The organism is Amycolatopsis sp. MEPSY49 (assembly GCF_051337345.1).
Lineage (GTDB): Bacteria > Actinomycetota > Actinomycetes > Mycobacteriales > Pseudonocardiaceae > Amycolatopsis.
This window is the reverse complement of sequence record NZ_JBDLYJ010000004.1, coordinates 206,121-220,936: the sequence shown is the minus strand read 5'-3', so window position 1 is coordinate 220,936 and position 14,816 is coordinate 206,121. Positions and strand designations below refer to the sequence as shown.

At 71.9% G+C, this 14,816-nt stretch carries 12 protein-coding genes; 8 read left to right on the top strand and 4 right to left on the bottom strand.

Annotated elements, in window-relative coordinates; translation table 11 throughout:
- The first annotated feature begins 49 nt into the window (after positions 1-49).
- The 4 genes from ABFJ78_RS20485 (at position 50) to ABFJ78_RS20470 (ending at position 5,822) form a co-directional block, all read left to right on the top strand.
- Positions 50-2,962 carry a S8 family serine peptidase gene (locus ABFJ78_RS20485; RefSeq protein ID WP_436387972.1) on the top strand — a complete coding sequence of 971 codons (2,913 nt, stop codon included), beginning with the start codon at positions 50-52 and terminating at the stop codon, positions 2,960-2,962.
- Positions 2,963-3,020: 58 nt separating this feature from the next.
- Positions 3,021-3,671 carry an acVLRF1 family peptidyl-tRNA hydrolase gene (locus ABFJ78_RS20480; RefSeq protein ID WP_436387971.1) on the top strand — a complete coding sequence of 217 codons (651 nt, stop codon included), beginning with the start codon at positions 3,021-3,023 and terminating at the stop codon, positions 3,669-3,671.
- A 135-nt stretch (positions 3,672-3,806) separates the two neighbouring features.
- Positions 3,807-5,435 (top strand): ABC-F family ATP-binding cassette domain-containing protein, encoded by a 1,629-nt coding sequence (locus ABFJ78_RS20475; RefSeq protein ID WP_436387970.1) that lies wholly within the window; start codon positions 3,807-3,809, stop codon positions 5,433-5,435.
- A gap of 177 nt (positions 5,436-5,612) precedes the next feature.
- The gene (locus ABFJ78_RS20470; protein ID WP_003071237.1) at positions 5,613-5,822 is read left to right on the top strand and encodes a helix-turn-helix domain-containing protein; all 210 of its coding nucleotides are present in this window, start codon (positions 5,613-5,615) and stop codon (positions 5,820-5,822) included.
- Here the strand turns inward: ABFJ78_RS20470 and ABFJ78_RS20465 are convergent.
- Together ABFJ78_RS20465 and ABFJ78_RS20460 are read right to left on the bottom strand one after the other, a co-directional pair.
- The gene (locus ABFJ78_RS20465; protein ID WP_436388410.1) at positions 5,809-7,149 is read right to left on the bottom strand and encodes a glycosyltransferase 87 family protein; all 1,341 of its coding nucleotides are present in this window, start codon (positions 7,147-7,149) and stop codon (positions 5,809-5,811) included. The two genes, ABFJ78_RS20470 and ABFJ78_RS20465, sit on opposite strands and share 14 nt — an antisense overlap.
- A gap of 45 nt (positions 7,150-7,194) precedes the next feature.
- Entirely contained in the window at positions 7,195-8,046 is an 852-nt protein-coding gene (locus tag ABFJ78_RS20460) for an LLM class flavin-dependent oxidoreductase (protein ID WP_436387969.1), read from the bottom strand.
- A 72-nt stretch (positions 8,047-8,118) separates the two neighbouring features.
- On the opposite strand from ABFJ78_RS20460, the gene ABFJ78_RS20455 reads away from it, so the two are divergent.
- Both ABFJ78_RS20455 and ABFJ78_RS20450 read left to right on the top strand, forming a co-directional pair.
- Positions 8,119-8,553, top strand: a complete 435-nt coding sequence (locus tag ABFJ78_RS20455) for a MarR family winged helix-turn-helix transcriptional regulator (RefSeq protein ID WP_436387968.1) — start codon at positions 8,119-8,121, stop codon at positions 8,551-8,553.
- Between the two features lie 96 nt (positions 8,554-8,649).
- A complete protein-coding gene (locus ABFJ78_RS20450) occupies positions 8,650-10,521 on the top strand; it encodes an ABC transporter ATP-binding protein (protein WP_436387967.1) in 1,872 nt (623 codons plus the stop codon).
- A gap of 61 nt (positions 10,522-10,582) precedes the next feature.
- Here the strand turns inward: ABFJ78_RS20450 and ABFJ78_RS20445 are convergent, their stop codons facing one another.
- Positions 10,583-11,749, bottom strand: coding sequence for a serine hydrolase domain-containing protein (locus ABFJ78_RS20445; protein WP_436387966.1), 1,167 nt, complete (start codon positions 11,747-11,749; stop codon positions 10,583-10,585).
- A gap of 110 nt (positions 11,750-11,859) precedes the next feature.
- Positions 11,860-12,588 carry an SIS domain-containing protein gene (locus ABFJ78_RS20440; RefSeq protein ID WP_436387965.1) on the bottom strand — a complete coding sequence of 243 codons (729 nt, stop codon included), beginning with the start codon at positions 12,586-12,588 and terminating at the stop codon, positions 11,860-11,862.
- A 115-nt stretch (positions 12,589-12,703) separates the two neighbouring features.
- Between ABFJ78_RS20440 and ABFJ78_RS20435 the strand changes: the two genes are divergently transcribed.
- Both ABFJ78_RS20435 and ABFJ78_RS20430 read left to right on the top strand, forming a co-directional pair.
- Positions 12,704-13,396: an alpha/beta hydrolase gene (locus tag ABFJ78_RS20435; protein ID WP_436387964.1), complete on the top strand. Its 693-nt coding sequence runs from the start codon at positions 12,704-12,706 to the stop codon at positions 13,394-13,396.
- Positions 13,397-13,493: 97 nt separating this feature from the next.
- Entirely contained in the window at positions 13,494-14,741 is a 1,248-nt protein-coding gene (locus ABFJ78_RS20430; protein WP_436387963.1) for a class I SAM-dependent methyltransferase, read from the top strand.
- Positions 14,742-14,816: the final 75 nt, after the last annotated feature.

Genomic DNA, 14,816 nt, shown 5'->3' with positions numbered 1-14,816 from the left:
ATCGGTCAGCGTGAGTCGGGGCACGCGCCTGGAGATTCGGAGGGCGCCCGTGCGTCGTACCCGTTCCACGAGATCGAGATCCACCGTCCTCACCGCCGGAGCCGCGGCACTGCTCGCCGCGCTCGGCCTCGTGTCGCCGCCCGCCGCGGGCGCCGCCACCGCGTCCACACCGGACGCCTTCACCGAAACCGCCCAGCAGCAGATCGCCGCGCTGCAGGCGGTCAAGACCGGCCGCTCGGCCGCCGAATCCAAAGTGGACAGCAAGCTGCTCGTCGCCGAAAAGGGCGTCGCCAAGCAGCTGACCGCGCTGCAGTCGGGGGCCGCGGTGTCTTCGGCCGGGACCGTCCTGGTCGACATCCGCGCGAGCAAGGTCACCCCGGACCTCATCGGCTCGCTGACCAAGGCCGGGGCGGGCATCCGCGCGGTGTCCGACCGCTACGGCAGCGTCCGCGCCGAGGTCCCGCTCAACCAGGTCACCGCGATCGCCGCGCGCGGCGACGTCCGGCGCGTCGAGCAGGCCGACCAGGCCATGACCGCCCGCGAGCTGGCCACCCCGGCGACGACGCCGGCCAAGACGGAAACCAAGCAGCAGAAGGCCGACCGCATCGCGGGCGAGCTGCGGCAGGCGGTCGCCGCGAAGTCGCAGCGCAGCGCCGCCGCGGCCGCCACCCTGACCAGCGAGGGCGACCGCGCCCACAACGCCGACCTCGCCCGCCAGCAGTTCGGCGTCACCGGCGTCGGCGTCAAGGCGTGCGCGCTGTCCGACGGCGTCGACTCCCTCGCGGCCTCGCAGGCCAAGGGCGAGCTCCCGCCGAACGTCGACGTCATCGCCGGTCAGGAGGGCGAGGGCGACGAGGGCACCGCGATGCTCGAGATCATCCACGACCTCGCGCCCAACGCCGCGCTCGGCTTCGCCTCGGCGTTCAACTCCGACGCCAGCTTCGCGGACAACATCCGCAAGCTGCGCTTCGAGTCGCACTGCGACGTCATCGTCGACGACGTCATCTACTTCAAGGAATCCCCGTTCCAGGACTGGATCATCGCCCAGGCCGTGAACGACGTGACCGCGGACGGCGCGCTGTACTTCTCGTCGGCGGGCAACGAGGGCAACGTCGCCGACGGCACCGCCGGGCACTGGGAAGGCGACTTCGTCGACTCCGGCAAGTCGGTCGGCAAGTTCGCCGGTGTCGCGCACAACTTCGCCGGCGCCGCGGGCAACCAGATCTACGAGCCCGTCTCCGACGCCTCCTCGGCCGGGGTCCCGGTGACGCTGCACTGGTCCGACCCGATCGGGCACTCGGCCAACGACTACGACCTCTACCTGCTCAACGCCGCGGGGGCCGTGGTCAGCTTCAGCCAGAACGTCCAGGACGGCACCCAGGACCCGTACGAGATCCTGCAGACGCCGCTCTTCGGCGGCACCGGGCTGCGCCTGGCCGTCGTGAAGTTCTCCGGCCAGAACCGCTACCTGTCGCTGTCCGCGCTGCGCGGCCGGTTCAAGGACTCGGCGGACGGCCTCAAGGCCTACAACACCCCGGGTGTCACGGTCGGCCACTCGGCCGCGCGGGACGCCTTCAGCGTCGCGGCGGCTCCGGCGGCCAAGGCCTTCGGCCGCGCCCTCGAGCCCGGTGACCCGGCCAACCCGGCGGGCCCGTACCCCGGCGCGTTCAGCAGCACCACCAAGGCCGAGCGGTTCACCTCCGACGGCCCGCGCCGCGTGTTCTACGAAGCCGACGGCACGCCCATCACCCCGGGCAACGTGTCCTCGACCGGCGGCGAGGTCCGGAACAAGCCGGAGATCACCGCGGCCGACGGCGTGCAGACCAGCGTGACCGGGTTCAACCCGTTCTTCGGCACCTCGGCCGCCGCGCCGCACGCGGCCGCCATCGCCTCGCTGGTGCTGTCCGGCAACCCCGGCCTGCCGCCGTCCGAGGTGCGCGAGGCGCTGATCAACACCGCGATCGACATCGAAACCCCGGGCCGCGACAACTTCACCGGCGCCGGCGTCATCCTCGCGGACAAGGTGCTCGCCTACACTGGCGCCAGCCCGCAGCCCCTTGCCGTGGCGAAGCAGCCGACGGTCACCCCGGCCGACGGCGGCTCCGCGCTCGACCCGGGCGACACCGCCAAGGTGACGCTGCCGGTGACCAACGAAGGCGACGGCACCGCCGTGTCCACCAGCGTCGTGCTCAGCAGCCCGACCCCGGGTGTCACGGTGGCGCCGCGGTCCAAGTCCTACGGCACCATCAGCCCGGGACAGACCGGCGTCAACGACTTCACCATCACCGTCCCGGCGACACAGCAGCTCGGCGCGCCGGTCGTGCTGAACGCCCGCGTCACCTTCGCCGGGGCGCACTCGCCGACGACGACGTCGTTCTCGCTCCCGGTCGGCACCCCGTCGCCGGTCGCGCAGGACTTCGCTTACGCCGGCGCGCCGGTGGCGATCCCGGACAACAGCCCGGTCGGGGCGTCGGTGAGCATCCCGGTCACCGGGGTCGGCCGCGCGTCCAAGGTGACGTTCTCGGTGGACGGCACCACGTGCAGCACCGACCCGACCTCGACGACGGTGGGGCTCAACCACTCTTACGTCGGTGACCTGGTCGGCACGCTGACGGCGCCTTCGGGTGCCAAGGCGACGGTGTTCCAGCGCAACGGCGGCTCCGGCAAGAACCTGTGCCAGGTCGTCTTCGCGGACAACGCCGCGGCCGCGTTCAGCACGGTGACCTCGGCCAACGCGCCGTTCACCGGTTCGTGGCGGCCGACGCAGGCGCTGACCGGCGGCCTGACCGGCGCGGCGGTCGACGGCACGTGGACGTTCGGCGTGGTCGACGCGGCGGGCGGCGACGCCGGCTCGATCCGCTCGGTCGCTCTGCACATCAACGGGTTCGTGCAGCCCCCGGCGGCCGGCGCGCCGTCGAACGTGCGGGGCTACACGAACAACGGCCCGGTCCACCCGCTGTAAGCAGTAGTTCGTTGCGGGGCCGTCGCGGTGATCGCGGCGGCCCCGTACCGTTTTCCCCATGGCGAAAGCGCGGCAGGTCTCCGGTGGCGGACGCGCCGTCGAGGTACCGCCGGAGCGGCTCGCCGGCTGGTTCGAACGCTTCGCCGCCTCGCACGGCGGGATCGTCGCCACTTCGGGAGCACCGCGCGAAGTACGCGTGACCGCGGCCGACGGCGCCACCGCGACCGCGACCGTCCCTTTCGGACCCCTCGAAGAACCCTCCGTCGACACGCTCGTCGCGCACGCACTCCGGCCGCGGACGATCGCCCTCGTGCTGGTGCGCCGTGGCGGCCACAGCGTCGGCGTCGCGCGGGACGGCCGGATCGAGGTCTCCCGCACCGACCGGCACCTCGTCCAGGGCCGCTCCGCCGCGGGCGGCTGGTCGCAGCAGCGCTTCGCCCGCCGTCGCGCGGGTCAGGCGCGGCACGCGCTCCAGGACGCGGCCAAGGACGTCTTCGAAGTCCTGGTGCCGAGATTGTCCGAAGTGGACGCCGTCGTGCTCGGCGGCGACCGGCGGGCCCTCGACGAGCTGCGCGAGGACCGCCGGCTGACGCCGCTGTTCGCCCGTGCGGAACCACGGGTGCTGGACGTCGGCGAGCCGAGCTACGCCGTGCTCGAGGACGCCGCCGCGCGGGCGCTGTCGGTGCAGGTCACCCTGCGCGACGGGTGAGACCGCACACGTCCGGAAAACCGCTCGACCCCGGCCCGTACACTGGGGACCGTGGATATCCAGCTGGAGTGACGCCGCGGCCCCCGCGGCCGCCTGACGCTGTCCTCCGTTCACCCCCGTCCACGGGAGTTCCCCTTGATCACGGCCACCGGCCTTGAGCTGCGCGCGGGTTCGCGCATCCTGCTCAACGGCGTCACCGTCCGCATCCAGCCCGGCGACCGCATCGGCCTCGTCGGCCGCAACGGCGCGGGCAAGACCACCTCGCTGAAGGTCCTCGCCGGCGAAGGCGAGCCGCACGCCGGCGAGGTCCGCCGCAGCGGTGAGCTCGGCTACCTGCCGCAGGACCCGCGCGAAGGCGACCTCTCGGTCACGGCGAAGGACCGCGTGCTGTCCGCGCGCGGCCTCGACAAGCTGATGCGCGACATGGAAAAGGCGCAGGCCTCGATGGCCGAGCTCGTCGACGAAGCCGCGCGCGACAAGGCCATCAACCGCTACGCCCGGCTCGAAGAGCGCTTCGCGTCGCTCGGCGGGTACGCCGCCGAGAGCGAAGCCGCGCGGATCTGCTCGAACCTCGGCCTGGCCGACCGCATCCTCGCCCAGACGCTGCAGACGCTCTCCGGTGGGCAGCGCCGTCGCGTCGAGCTGGCGCGGATCCTGTTCGCCGCGGCCGAAGCGGGCGCCGGCGGCAAGTCCGAGACGATCCTGTTGCTCGACGAGCCGACCAACCACCTCGACGCCGACTCCATCAACTGGCTGCGCGGGTTCCTCAAGCAGCACGACGGCGGCCTGGTCGTGATCAGCCACGACGTCGAGCTACTGGCCGACGTCGTCAACAAGGTGTGGTTCCTCGACGCCACCCGCGGCGAGCTCGACCTGTACAACATGGGCTGGCAGCGCTACCTCGACGCCCGCGCCACCGACGAGAAGCGCCGCCGCCGCGAACGCGCCAACGCCGAGAAGAAGGCGTCGGCCCTGCAGCAGCAGGCCGCGAAGCTGGGCGCGAAGGCCACGAAGGCCGTGGCGGCCAAGAACATGGCGCGCCGCGCCGAGCAGATGCTGTCCGCGCTCGACGAGACCCGGCAGGCCGACAAGGTGGCCCGGATCAAGTTCCCGGACCCCGCCCCCTGCGGCCGCACGCCGCTCACCGCCGAAGGCCTCTCGAAGTCCTACGGCTCGCTGGAAATCTTCACCGGGGTCGACCTCGCGATCGATCGCGGTTCGAAGGTCGTCGTACTCGGGTTGAACGGCGCGGGAAAGACGACTTTGCTCCGGCTCCTCGGCGGAATGGAAACCCCGGACACCGGCGAGATCGTACCGGGTCACGGAATGCGTTTGGGCTATTACGCTCAGGAACACGAAACTCTTGATCATGATGCGTCGGTGTGGGAAAACATCCGACATCTCTCACCCGACACCGGTGCTCAGGAGTTGCGGAACCTGCTCGGCTCGTTCCTCTTCACCGGCGAACAACTCGACCAGCCCGCCGGGACGCTTTCCGGTGGTGAGAAGACCCGGCTCGCGCTGGCGGGCCTGGTCTCCAGCGCTGCCAACGTGTTGCTGCTCGACGAGCCGACGAACAACCTGGACCCGGCCAGCCGGGCCCAGGTCCTGGACGCTTTGCGCAGCTTCGCGGGCGCCGTCGTGCTGGTCACGCACGACCCCGGCGCGGTCGAGGCGCTCGAGCCCGAGCGGGTCATCCTGCTGCCCGACGGCACCGAGGACCACTGGTCGGCGGACTACCTGGAACTTGTCCAGCTCGCGTGATCGATGCGTCCATTCGGGTGCAAGATCACTCCCGCCCGGCACTGGAATGGCCCAATGTGATCGCAATTTCGGCTGTTTTGCGGCTGTCGTCTGGCAATCCGGCGCTCAGTGTTCGATCATTGCCCCGGCAGGGGCCGATATGTGGCCCAGAACACTCTCGGCGGGAAGGCGATCGACGTGGCTGATCTCAAGAAAGGCGCGCGGATCACCGGCAACACGCGCGACAAGCTGGCCGCTGACCTGAAGAAGAAATACGAGAAGGGCTCGAGCATCCGGGCCCTCGCGGAGTCGACGGGCCGGTCCTACGGGTTCGTCCACCGGGTGCTGTCGGAGTCCGGAGTCCAGCTGCGGGGGCGCGGCGGGGCCACCCGGGTCAAGAAGAAGTAGCCGAGGACTGCTGCGCGGGGGGCGCAGCGGGAGCTTCGGCCACGCGGAACACCAGGTGGGCCCCGAGCAGGACCAGCGGGTACACCAGGTAGCCGTAGCGGGTGGCCGGGGTGAGCAGGATCAACGCGCCGAGTCCGACGGCGATGCGCAGGACTGCGCCGGAGCCGTTCGCGGGGGGCCGGCGCACCAGCCAGACCAGCATGGCCACGGCCGCGGCGCCGACGAGCACGAACGCCGTCACCCGGCCGAAGGCGCCGAGTTCGGCGATCAGGTGGCCCGGCAACGGGCTCGCCGCGGGCGACCGCACGGCGCCCATCCCGAGGGGGAACCGGAAGACGTGCTCGACGAACGCCGCCGGATCCACCAGGTAGACGGGCAGGTGCAGCGCGGCCGTCGTCGCCACCAGCGCTGAGGCGAACCGCCCGGCCGCGGGCCAGTCGAGGCCCTCTCCGCGCCGTACCAGCACGAACACCACCAGCACCGCGGCCGCGGGCGCGACGATGAGCTTCGCGCTGACGACCAGCGCCAGCACCAGGCCCGACCACGCGGTCCGCCCGGTGGCGGCGAGCGCGCAGGCGAGCACCAGCAACCCGACGATCGCCAGGTCCGGCCCGGCGACGGCCCAGGTGAGCGCGGTCAGCGGGCAGGCCAGCGCGAGCTGCGCGGCGCCGACCGGCACCTTCGGCCACTTCAGCAGCTTCAACGTGCCCAGCACGCACGCGCAGGCGGCGAGGGCGAACATCCAGCGGGCGTCGGTGAGCGCGTCGGCGAGCGGGGTGCCGCCGAACAGCGCGCGCGGCAGGCCGAAGACCGCCATGACCGGGCCGTAGGGGGTGTAGTCGTTGACTTCCGGCGCCCGATTGAGCGCGGTGACGTCGATGTACGGGGTTCCGTGGTGCAGCAGCAGATCCGCGGACCGCTCGATCACCCAGACCTCGGGCTGCGCGGCCCACGAGAACGGCGTGATCAGCCAGTCCACGCCGGTCAGTCGCCGGATCACCAGAAGCAGCAACGGAAGGATCATTGCCAACAACGCGACGGCGGCGATGCCGCACCAGCGCGAGCCGAGTACTCCGTGCGGCGTACGGCCGGTGCGCGCGGAGAGCAGCAGCCACCCGCTGTGCAGCGCGCCGAAGCCGTACGCGACGGTCGCGAAGTTACCCCAGACGCGGTAGCCGTAGAACTCGGAGAAGAGCGCGGTCGGCAGCGCGAAGGCCAGGCAGGCGAGGTAGAAGCCCAGGTCCCAGCGCAGGGCGGCGACGCCGGGTACGCGCGTGGGGGCCGTGAAGAGCCGTGCCGTGCGCCGCCATGCGGGCGCCCGGCCCACCTCCGTTTCCACCTCTTGAGGCTACCGAGGGCCCCGCTGCCCGGTTCAGCCGACGTCGCGCAGGCGGGGGAGGAGTTCCGCGGCCGCTTCCGCCGCCTTGACGACGTCGTCGTGCCCGGTCGGCATCAGCACCAGCTCGGTGAAGCCCGCTTGGACGTAGCTTTGCGCGAGCCGCAGCGCACTGTCCGCAACGGACGGCAGCCGGAACTGCACGGCCCGGCGGATCGTCGCCGGGTTGCGGCCCACCGCCGCGCAGTGCTCGTCGAGCACGCGCGAAAGCCGTTGCAGCTCGGCGATTTCCGTGCCTGGCAGAGCCGCGTTGAGCCAGACGTCGGCGTGCTCGGCGACGACCCGCAGGCCGCGCTTCTCCCCGCTGCTGCCCAGCCACAGCGGCGGCTTCGGCTGCACCGGCTTGGGATCGCTGAGCGCGCCCGTCAACCGGTAGTGCTTCCCGGAGAAGTCCGTCGCCGGCCGAGTCCACAGCAGACGGAGGATTTCGCAGGCTTCGGCGAGCCGTTCGACGCGTTCGACCGGCGGCGGCGTCGGCGTGCCCATCATCGCGTCGGTGAGCGCGTCGCCGCCCGCGCCGAGGCCGACGTCGAGCCGGCCGCCGGAGAGGTGGTCGACCGTCGCGGCGATCTTCGCGAAGGTGCCCGGGTGGCGGTTGGTGTTCCCCGACACCAGGCAGCCGATGCGCACCCGCTTCGTCGCCTCGGCCATCGCGGCCAGCAGCGTCCAGCCGTCGAAGACGTCGCCGGTGCGGTCGGGCCCCATCGGGGCGAGGTGGTCGAACACCCAGCAGCCGTCGAACCCGGCGTCGTCGGCGATGGCCCAGACCTCGCGGAGCGCGGCGACGCCGAGGTGCTGCTGCGGTGGCTTGAGCCCGATCGTGGTCATAGTGGTCTCCTGATTATCAGTACGAAGAATCATCAGTATAACTGACGATCAGCGTAAGGGTAGAGTTCTCGCATGTCCAGCGACCCCGGTGCGCCGCCCGCCGTCACGCGGCGGCTCGGTTACCTGCTCAAGCACGCCCAGCTGCGGCTCGCCGAACTGGCCGAGCCGCGGTACGCGCCGCTGGGGATCACCGGCCGCCAGCTCGCGCTGCTCACGCTGTTCGGCGACGGCCCGGCGCTGTCGCAACAGGACGGCGCGGCGCGGCTGGGCATCGACCGGACGACGATGGTCGCGCTCGTCGACGAGCTGGAGGACAAGGGACTGGTCCGGCGCGAGGTCGCGCCGGGCGACCGTCGCAAGCGCCTCGTGACGCTCACCGGCGAAGGCGAGCGGGTCCGCGCGGCGGGCGAGGAGGCGACGCGCGAGGCCGAGACGCAGTTGCTGGCGCCTCTCGCGGATGCCGAGCAGTTCCGGGGCGCGCTGCGCCGCGTTGTTCGCGGGGAGTGAACGGCGACGGGAAGCAATCGGACAGCGGCCGCGTTGTCCAGGTCATATCCGGAGAAAACCTCAGCTATAGTAGAGGTTTTGAGACTGGGGGTTCCCATGGACAACACCTGGGCGCTGCTGAGCTCGGCGATGCGCGCCAACGACGTGCCGAAGGGGCTGAGCCGCGGCACGCTGAAACGCGTGGCGCGGTTCGCGCGGCCGCACTGGCGGCGGCTGCTGGCCTTCCTCGTGCTGACCGTCGTCTCGGCGGTCCTCGCGGTGACGACACCGGTGCTGGCGGGCAAGGTGGTCGACGCGATCGTCGGCGGGCGTGACCTGCCGCTGGTCGTCTGGCTCGCCGTCGTCATCGCCGCGCTGGCGATCGCCGACGCCGGGTTCGGCCTGGTCGAGCGGTGGCAGTCCGCGCGCATCGGCGAGGGCATCATCTTCGACCTGCGGCGCGCGGTGTTCGAGCACGTGCAGCGGATGCCGATCGCGTTCTTCACCCGCACCCGCACCGGCGCGCTGGTCTCGCGGCTGAACAACGACGTCATCGGCGCGCAGCGGACGTTCACCGCGACGCTGTCCGGCCTGGTCACCAACACGATCCAGCTGGCGCTGTCGCTGGCCGTCATGCTGACGCTGTCGTGGCAGGTCACGGTGCTCGCGCTGGTGCTGCTGCCGATCTTCGTGCTGCCGGCGCGCCGGCTCGGCCGCCGGATGGCCGGGCTGCAGCGCGAGGCCGCGAACCTCAACGCGGGCATGACGACGCAGATGACCGAGCGGTTCTCCGCGCCGGGCGCGACGCTCGTCAAGCTCTTCGGCCGGCCGGTGCAGGAGGCGGACGACTTCGCGCTGCGGGCCGGGCGGGTGCGCGACATCGGCGTCCGGACCGCGATGCTGACGCGCTGGTTCATGACCAGCCTGACCCTGGTTTCGGCGCTGGCGCAGGCGCTCGTCTACGGCCTCGGCGGGTACCTGGCGCTGACCGGCAAGCTCGCGCCGGGCACGGTAGTCGCGCTCGCGCTGCTGCTGACGCGGTTGTACGCGCCGCTGACCGCGCTGGCCAACGTCCGCGTCGACGTCATGACCGCGCTCGTGTCCTTCGAGCGGGTCTTCGAGGTCCTGGACCTGGAGCCGATGATCAAGGAGAAGCCGTCGGCGCGTTCCCTGCCGGCTTCGGACGGCGTCTCGGTGGAGTTCTCCGACGTCCGGTTCGGGTACCCGGCGGCGGACCGGTACTCGCTGGCGTCGCTGGAAGACGTCGCCACGCTCGACCACCGCGGTGGCGACGAGGTGCTGCACGGCATCTCGTTCCGCGCCGAGCCGGGGCAGATGGTCGCGCTGGTCGGGTCTTCGGGCGCGGGGAAGTCGACGATCGCGTCGCTGCTGCCGCGGCTGTACGACGTGGACTCCGGGTCGGTGCGGCTGTCCGATGTGGACGTCCGGGACCTGACTTTCGCTTCGCTGCGGGAAACCGTCGGCGTGGTAACGCAGGACGGGCACCTCTTCCACGACACGATCCGCGCCAACCTCGCCTACGCACGTCCGGGCGTGACGGACGACGAGATCTGGGAGGCGCTGGAGCGGGCGCGGCTCGGCGAGCTGGCGCGGTCGCTGCCCGACGGCCTCGACACGACGGTGGGGGAGCGCGGCTACCGCTTGTCGGGCGGCGAACGCCAGCGGCTGACGATCGCGCGGCTGCTGCTGGCCCAGCCGAAGGTGGTCATCCTGGACGAGGCGACCGCGCACCTGGACTCCGAGTCCGAGGCGGCCGTCGGCGAGGCGCTGACGCACGCGCTGGCGGGCCGGACGGCTTTGGTGATCGCGCACCGGCTGTCGACGGTGCGGGCGGCGGACAAGATCCTGGTGCTGGAGCACGGGGAGATCGTCGAGAGCGGAACGCACGAGGAACTGCTGGCCGCCGGTGGCCGGTACGCGACTTTGCACGCGACGCAGTTCGCGGACGAGGAGCCCGCGGTGGCATGACCGGGCTGAAGGGCACCTTCGGCGCATCACATGCACCTGAAGGTGCCCTTCAGCCCGTCGGTTACCGGGTCTGGGTGTCCAGGCTTTCGTAGAGCGCGTTGACCAGCGCCATCTTCCGCGGGTCGTCGCGGATCAGCGGGCCCAGCTGGTTGAGCGTGTAGCCGAACGACATTGCGTTTTCCGGGTCCGCGCCGCCGGTCGAGCCGCCCAGGCCGTCGTGACCGAAGGCCGCCGGGTTCGGGCCGAAACCGCGGGCGTCGCTGCCCAGGTAGAAGCCCAGGCCCCACTCGTTCGGCAGGCCGAGGACCGCGTCGATCTCCTTGCCCTGGCTCTCCCGCGCCTTCGCGAGAGCCGGAGCGGACAGGAGACCGCCGGTGGCCAGCGCTCCGTAGATCGTGGCGATCGCGCGGGCCGTGCCGTGGCCGTTCAACGCCGGCAGCACCGCGCGGCGGAACGCCGGGTCGTTCGCGTGGTGGCCCGCGAGCTGGGGGTTGGTCAGCGCGGCCTGGGCGACCGGGCCGGCCGCGGCGAACGCCGTGGCCAGCGCGTTGGCCATCTCCTCGGTCATGACCGGGTCGACGAGCGTCGCGCAGCGGTCCAGGTCGGCGTCGGACGCCAAGCCGATCGAAAAGTCCGCGTCCAGGGGCCCGGCGACCTGCTCGGCGAAGAACTCGCGGATGCCCTGCCCGGCGATCCGCCGGACGACCTCGCCGACGAGCCAGCCGTAGGCCAGCGCGTGGTAACCGCCCGCGGAACCGGGCACGTACAACGGTTCCTGGGCCGCCAGCAGCGACGTCATGAGGTCCCAGTCGTACAGCTCCTCGACCCGCACGGGCCGGTCGAGGCCGATCCCCGGGACGCCGGAGCGGTGGGTGAGCAGCCACCGCACGGGCACCTCCGCCTTGTCCGCCGCCGCGAATTCGGGCCAGTACTTCGCCACCGGCGCGTCCACGTCCAGCTCGCCCGCGTCGACCAGCTTGTGCGCGCAGATCGCCGTCATGCCCTTGGTCGTCGACCACACGTTGGCGAGCGTGTCCGGCTGCCATTCGGCCGTGCGCTCGGGACCGGACCAGCCGCCCCACAGGTCCACCACGACTTCGCCGTCGCGGATGGCCGTGAACGCCGCGCCCAGCTCGCCGCGGGAGCGGAAGTTTTCTTCGAAGGCCGCTCGCACCGGTTCGAAGCCGGGCGCGCACTCGCCGTGCACCGTCGCCGTGGCGCTGTCCATCGGACCTCCTCGGGGAGCGACCGGTCCACACCGACCAGTCGGTATGTCGACGCTAAAGGGGACCGGGCACGCCGTCAAGGCATGCCCGGCCGGTGCTTTCCCACGAGGTGTCAGCGCAGTCGCGGCACGATCTCGCCGTACTTGGCCAGCAGTGCCGCGTTGGCCTCGTCGCCACCCTCCACATTGGAGCTGCGCCACAGCGGGACGTCGAGCCCTTCGGCGGTGCCGCGGTCGTGGACCTGGGCGAGCACGAGGTTCCACAGGAACGCGTTGACCACAGTGGACAGCGGCGCGGTGCGCGGCGCGTCCGGCGGGTAGCTGGCGTCGCCGGGGATCACCAGCGAGTCCAGCACCACCGTGCCCTGCTCCACCAGGTTGCTCGACGACCGCTTCGGCGCCGCCGCCACGCACGCCCGCGACGTGATCGCGATGACCGCGGCCCCGCGCTTGCGGGCCCCGATGCACAGCTCGACCGGGTACGGGTTCGACCCGGACGTCGAGAAGACCACCAGCACGTCGTCCGGCCCCGGCGCGCGCTCGGAGAGGACCTCGGCGGCCAGGCCGCTGCGCCGCTCGGTCTGCGTGCTGCTCACCGCGCCGTGCAGCGGCAGCAGGTCCGGGTGGTACAGCGGGTAGACGCAGGCCAGGCCCCCGGCCCGGTAGAACGTCTCGGCGACGGCCGCCAGCGAGTGCCCGGCCCCGGCGGTATAGACCAGTGCGTCGGCCCGGATCACCCCCAGGACCAGATCCGCGGCTTCGCGCACTGCCTCCGCGTTGGCCTGCTCGACGTCCGCCAGCTGCTTGGCGACGCTGCCCGAGATGTCCGTGGCGCTCACCACACCCACCCTTCCGTAGGGGATCGGGCGCCGAATCTACCGCGAAGATGGTGGTGCGCGGTGGAATAGCCCGGTGGCCGGGCGGGGTTGACCCGGATGCGGGCGACAGGAGGACTGGGTGAGCGAAGCGGAACCGGCCGTGTCGGTGCGGCGGGCGCGTGGGCGGACCGAAGCGGTCGTGCTCGTGCTGCACGGCGGCGCCGAGCGCGGCACCGGCGGCGTGCCGCCCTGGAAGCTCGCCTTCCTGCGGATGGTGCCGATCGCGCGCGCCCTGCACCGGGCCGGCCGCGGGCACGGCGTCGAGGTGCGGCTGCTGCGCAACCGGCGCTACGGCTGGAACGCCCCCGCGATGGACCCGATCGACGACGCCCGCTGGGCCCTCGAGCGCATCCACGCCGACCACCCCGGCCTGCCGGTGGTGCTGGTCGGCCACTCCATGGGCGCCCGGGTGGCGCTGCGCGTGGCCGACGACCCGGCCGTGCGCGGGGTCTGCGCGCTGGCGCCGTGGACGCCGCGGGGCGAGCCGGTGGCCGCGGTCGCCGGGCGGGCGGTGCTCATCGTGCACGGCACCCGCGACCGGATGACCAGCCCGGCCGAGTCGCACGCCTTCGCCGAACGCGCCGAGGGCGTCGCCGCCCGCGTCGCCCGGTTCGAGATCGCGAACGAGGGCCACGCGATGCTCCGCCGGTCGTCCGTGTGGACCCGGCTGACGATTGCTTTCACACTGGAAGTGCTCGCCGGGAACGCCGGCGCGGAACTCCGTGGCGCCTGGGCCGCGCCGGGGCCCGAGCGCCTGCGAATACCCGTGTGAAAGTGCCCCCGAACAGGGCATTCGGCGAAGCGCGCCGCGGGGGTGCGGCGATTAGGATCGATCACCGGCGTACCCGGCCGGCCGGAGGGAGAACCCCGTGACCACCTCGAGTGTTGACCGCGCTCAGGAAATCCCCGACGAGTCCCGCTGGCCGGGCCTGGCCACCCCGCCGCACTCGGCTCTGCGCGCGCGGATCGCCGCCGCGCTGTTCCGCCGCGCGGTCCGCCCGCTCGACGTGCGGGTGACGTTCCCGGACGGCACCGTCCTCGGCGCCGGCGGGCCGGAATCGCCCGAAATGCGCATCCTGCGTCCCGAAGCGTTCTTCCACCGCCTCGGCGTGGACGCCAAGATCGGCTTCGGCGAGTCCTACATGGCCGGTGACTGGACCGCGTCCGACCTGGCCGAGGTGCTGACGCCGTTCGCCGAGCGGATGGCCACCCTGGTGCCGCCGGTGCTGCAGAAGTTCCGGCGGATCGCCGAGCGCACGCAGCCGCCGTCCGAAGAGAACACCCTCGAGGGCGCGCGGGCCAACATCCACCGCCACTACGACCTGTCGAACGACCTCTTCGGCGCCTTCCTCGACGAGTCGATGATGTACTCCTCGGCGCTGTTCGGTCCCGGCGAGGATCTGACCGCGGCCCAGCACCGCAAGATCGACAGCGTGCTCGACTACGCCGGCGTCCGCGAGGGCAGCGAAGTCCTCGAAATCGGTACCGGATGGGGTGAACTCGCGATCCGCGCGGCCGCCCGCGGCGCGCACGTGACGTCACTGACCATTTCGGAGGAACAGCGGGCGCTGGCGACCGAGCGCATCGCCGCGGCCGGGTTCTCCGACCGCGTCGAAGTGAAGCTGTGCGACTACCGCGAGTCGAGCGGCCAGTACGACGCCGTGGTCAGCGTCGAGATGATCGAGGCCGTCGGCGCGTCCTACTGGCCGGCGTTCTACGCCACGATCGGGGAGCGGCTGCGCCCCGGCGGGCGGTTCGGCCTGCAGGCCATCACCATGGACCACGACCGGATGCTGGCGGCCTCGCGCGCCTACACCTGGATCCACAAGTACATCTTCCCGGGCGGGATCATCCCGTCGGTGCGCTCGATCGAGGAGGGCGTCAAGGCGAACACCCGGCTCAAGCTGGCCGGGATGCGCGAGTTCGGCCAAGACTACGCGCGCACGTTACGGTTGTGGCGCGAACGGTTCCTGCACCGCTGGGCCGACATCGCCGGGTTCGGGTTCGACGACGTCTTCCGCCGGATGTGGGAGTTCTACCTGGCCTATTCGGAGGCCGGGTTCCGCTCCGGGTACCTCAAGGTGCACCAGTTCGGCTACGAGGCGACCGGCAAGTAGCCTCGCCGGACAACCCGACCCGGTGCCGGGCGTCCTCCTGTAGAGGACGTGCGGTGTACTGACGACGACAGGTTT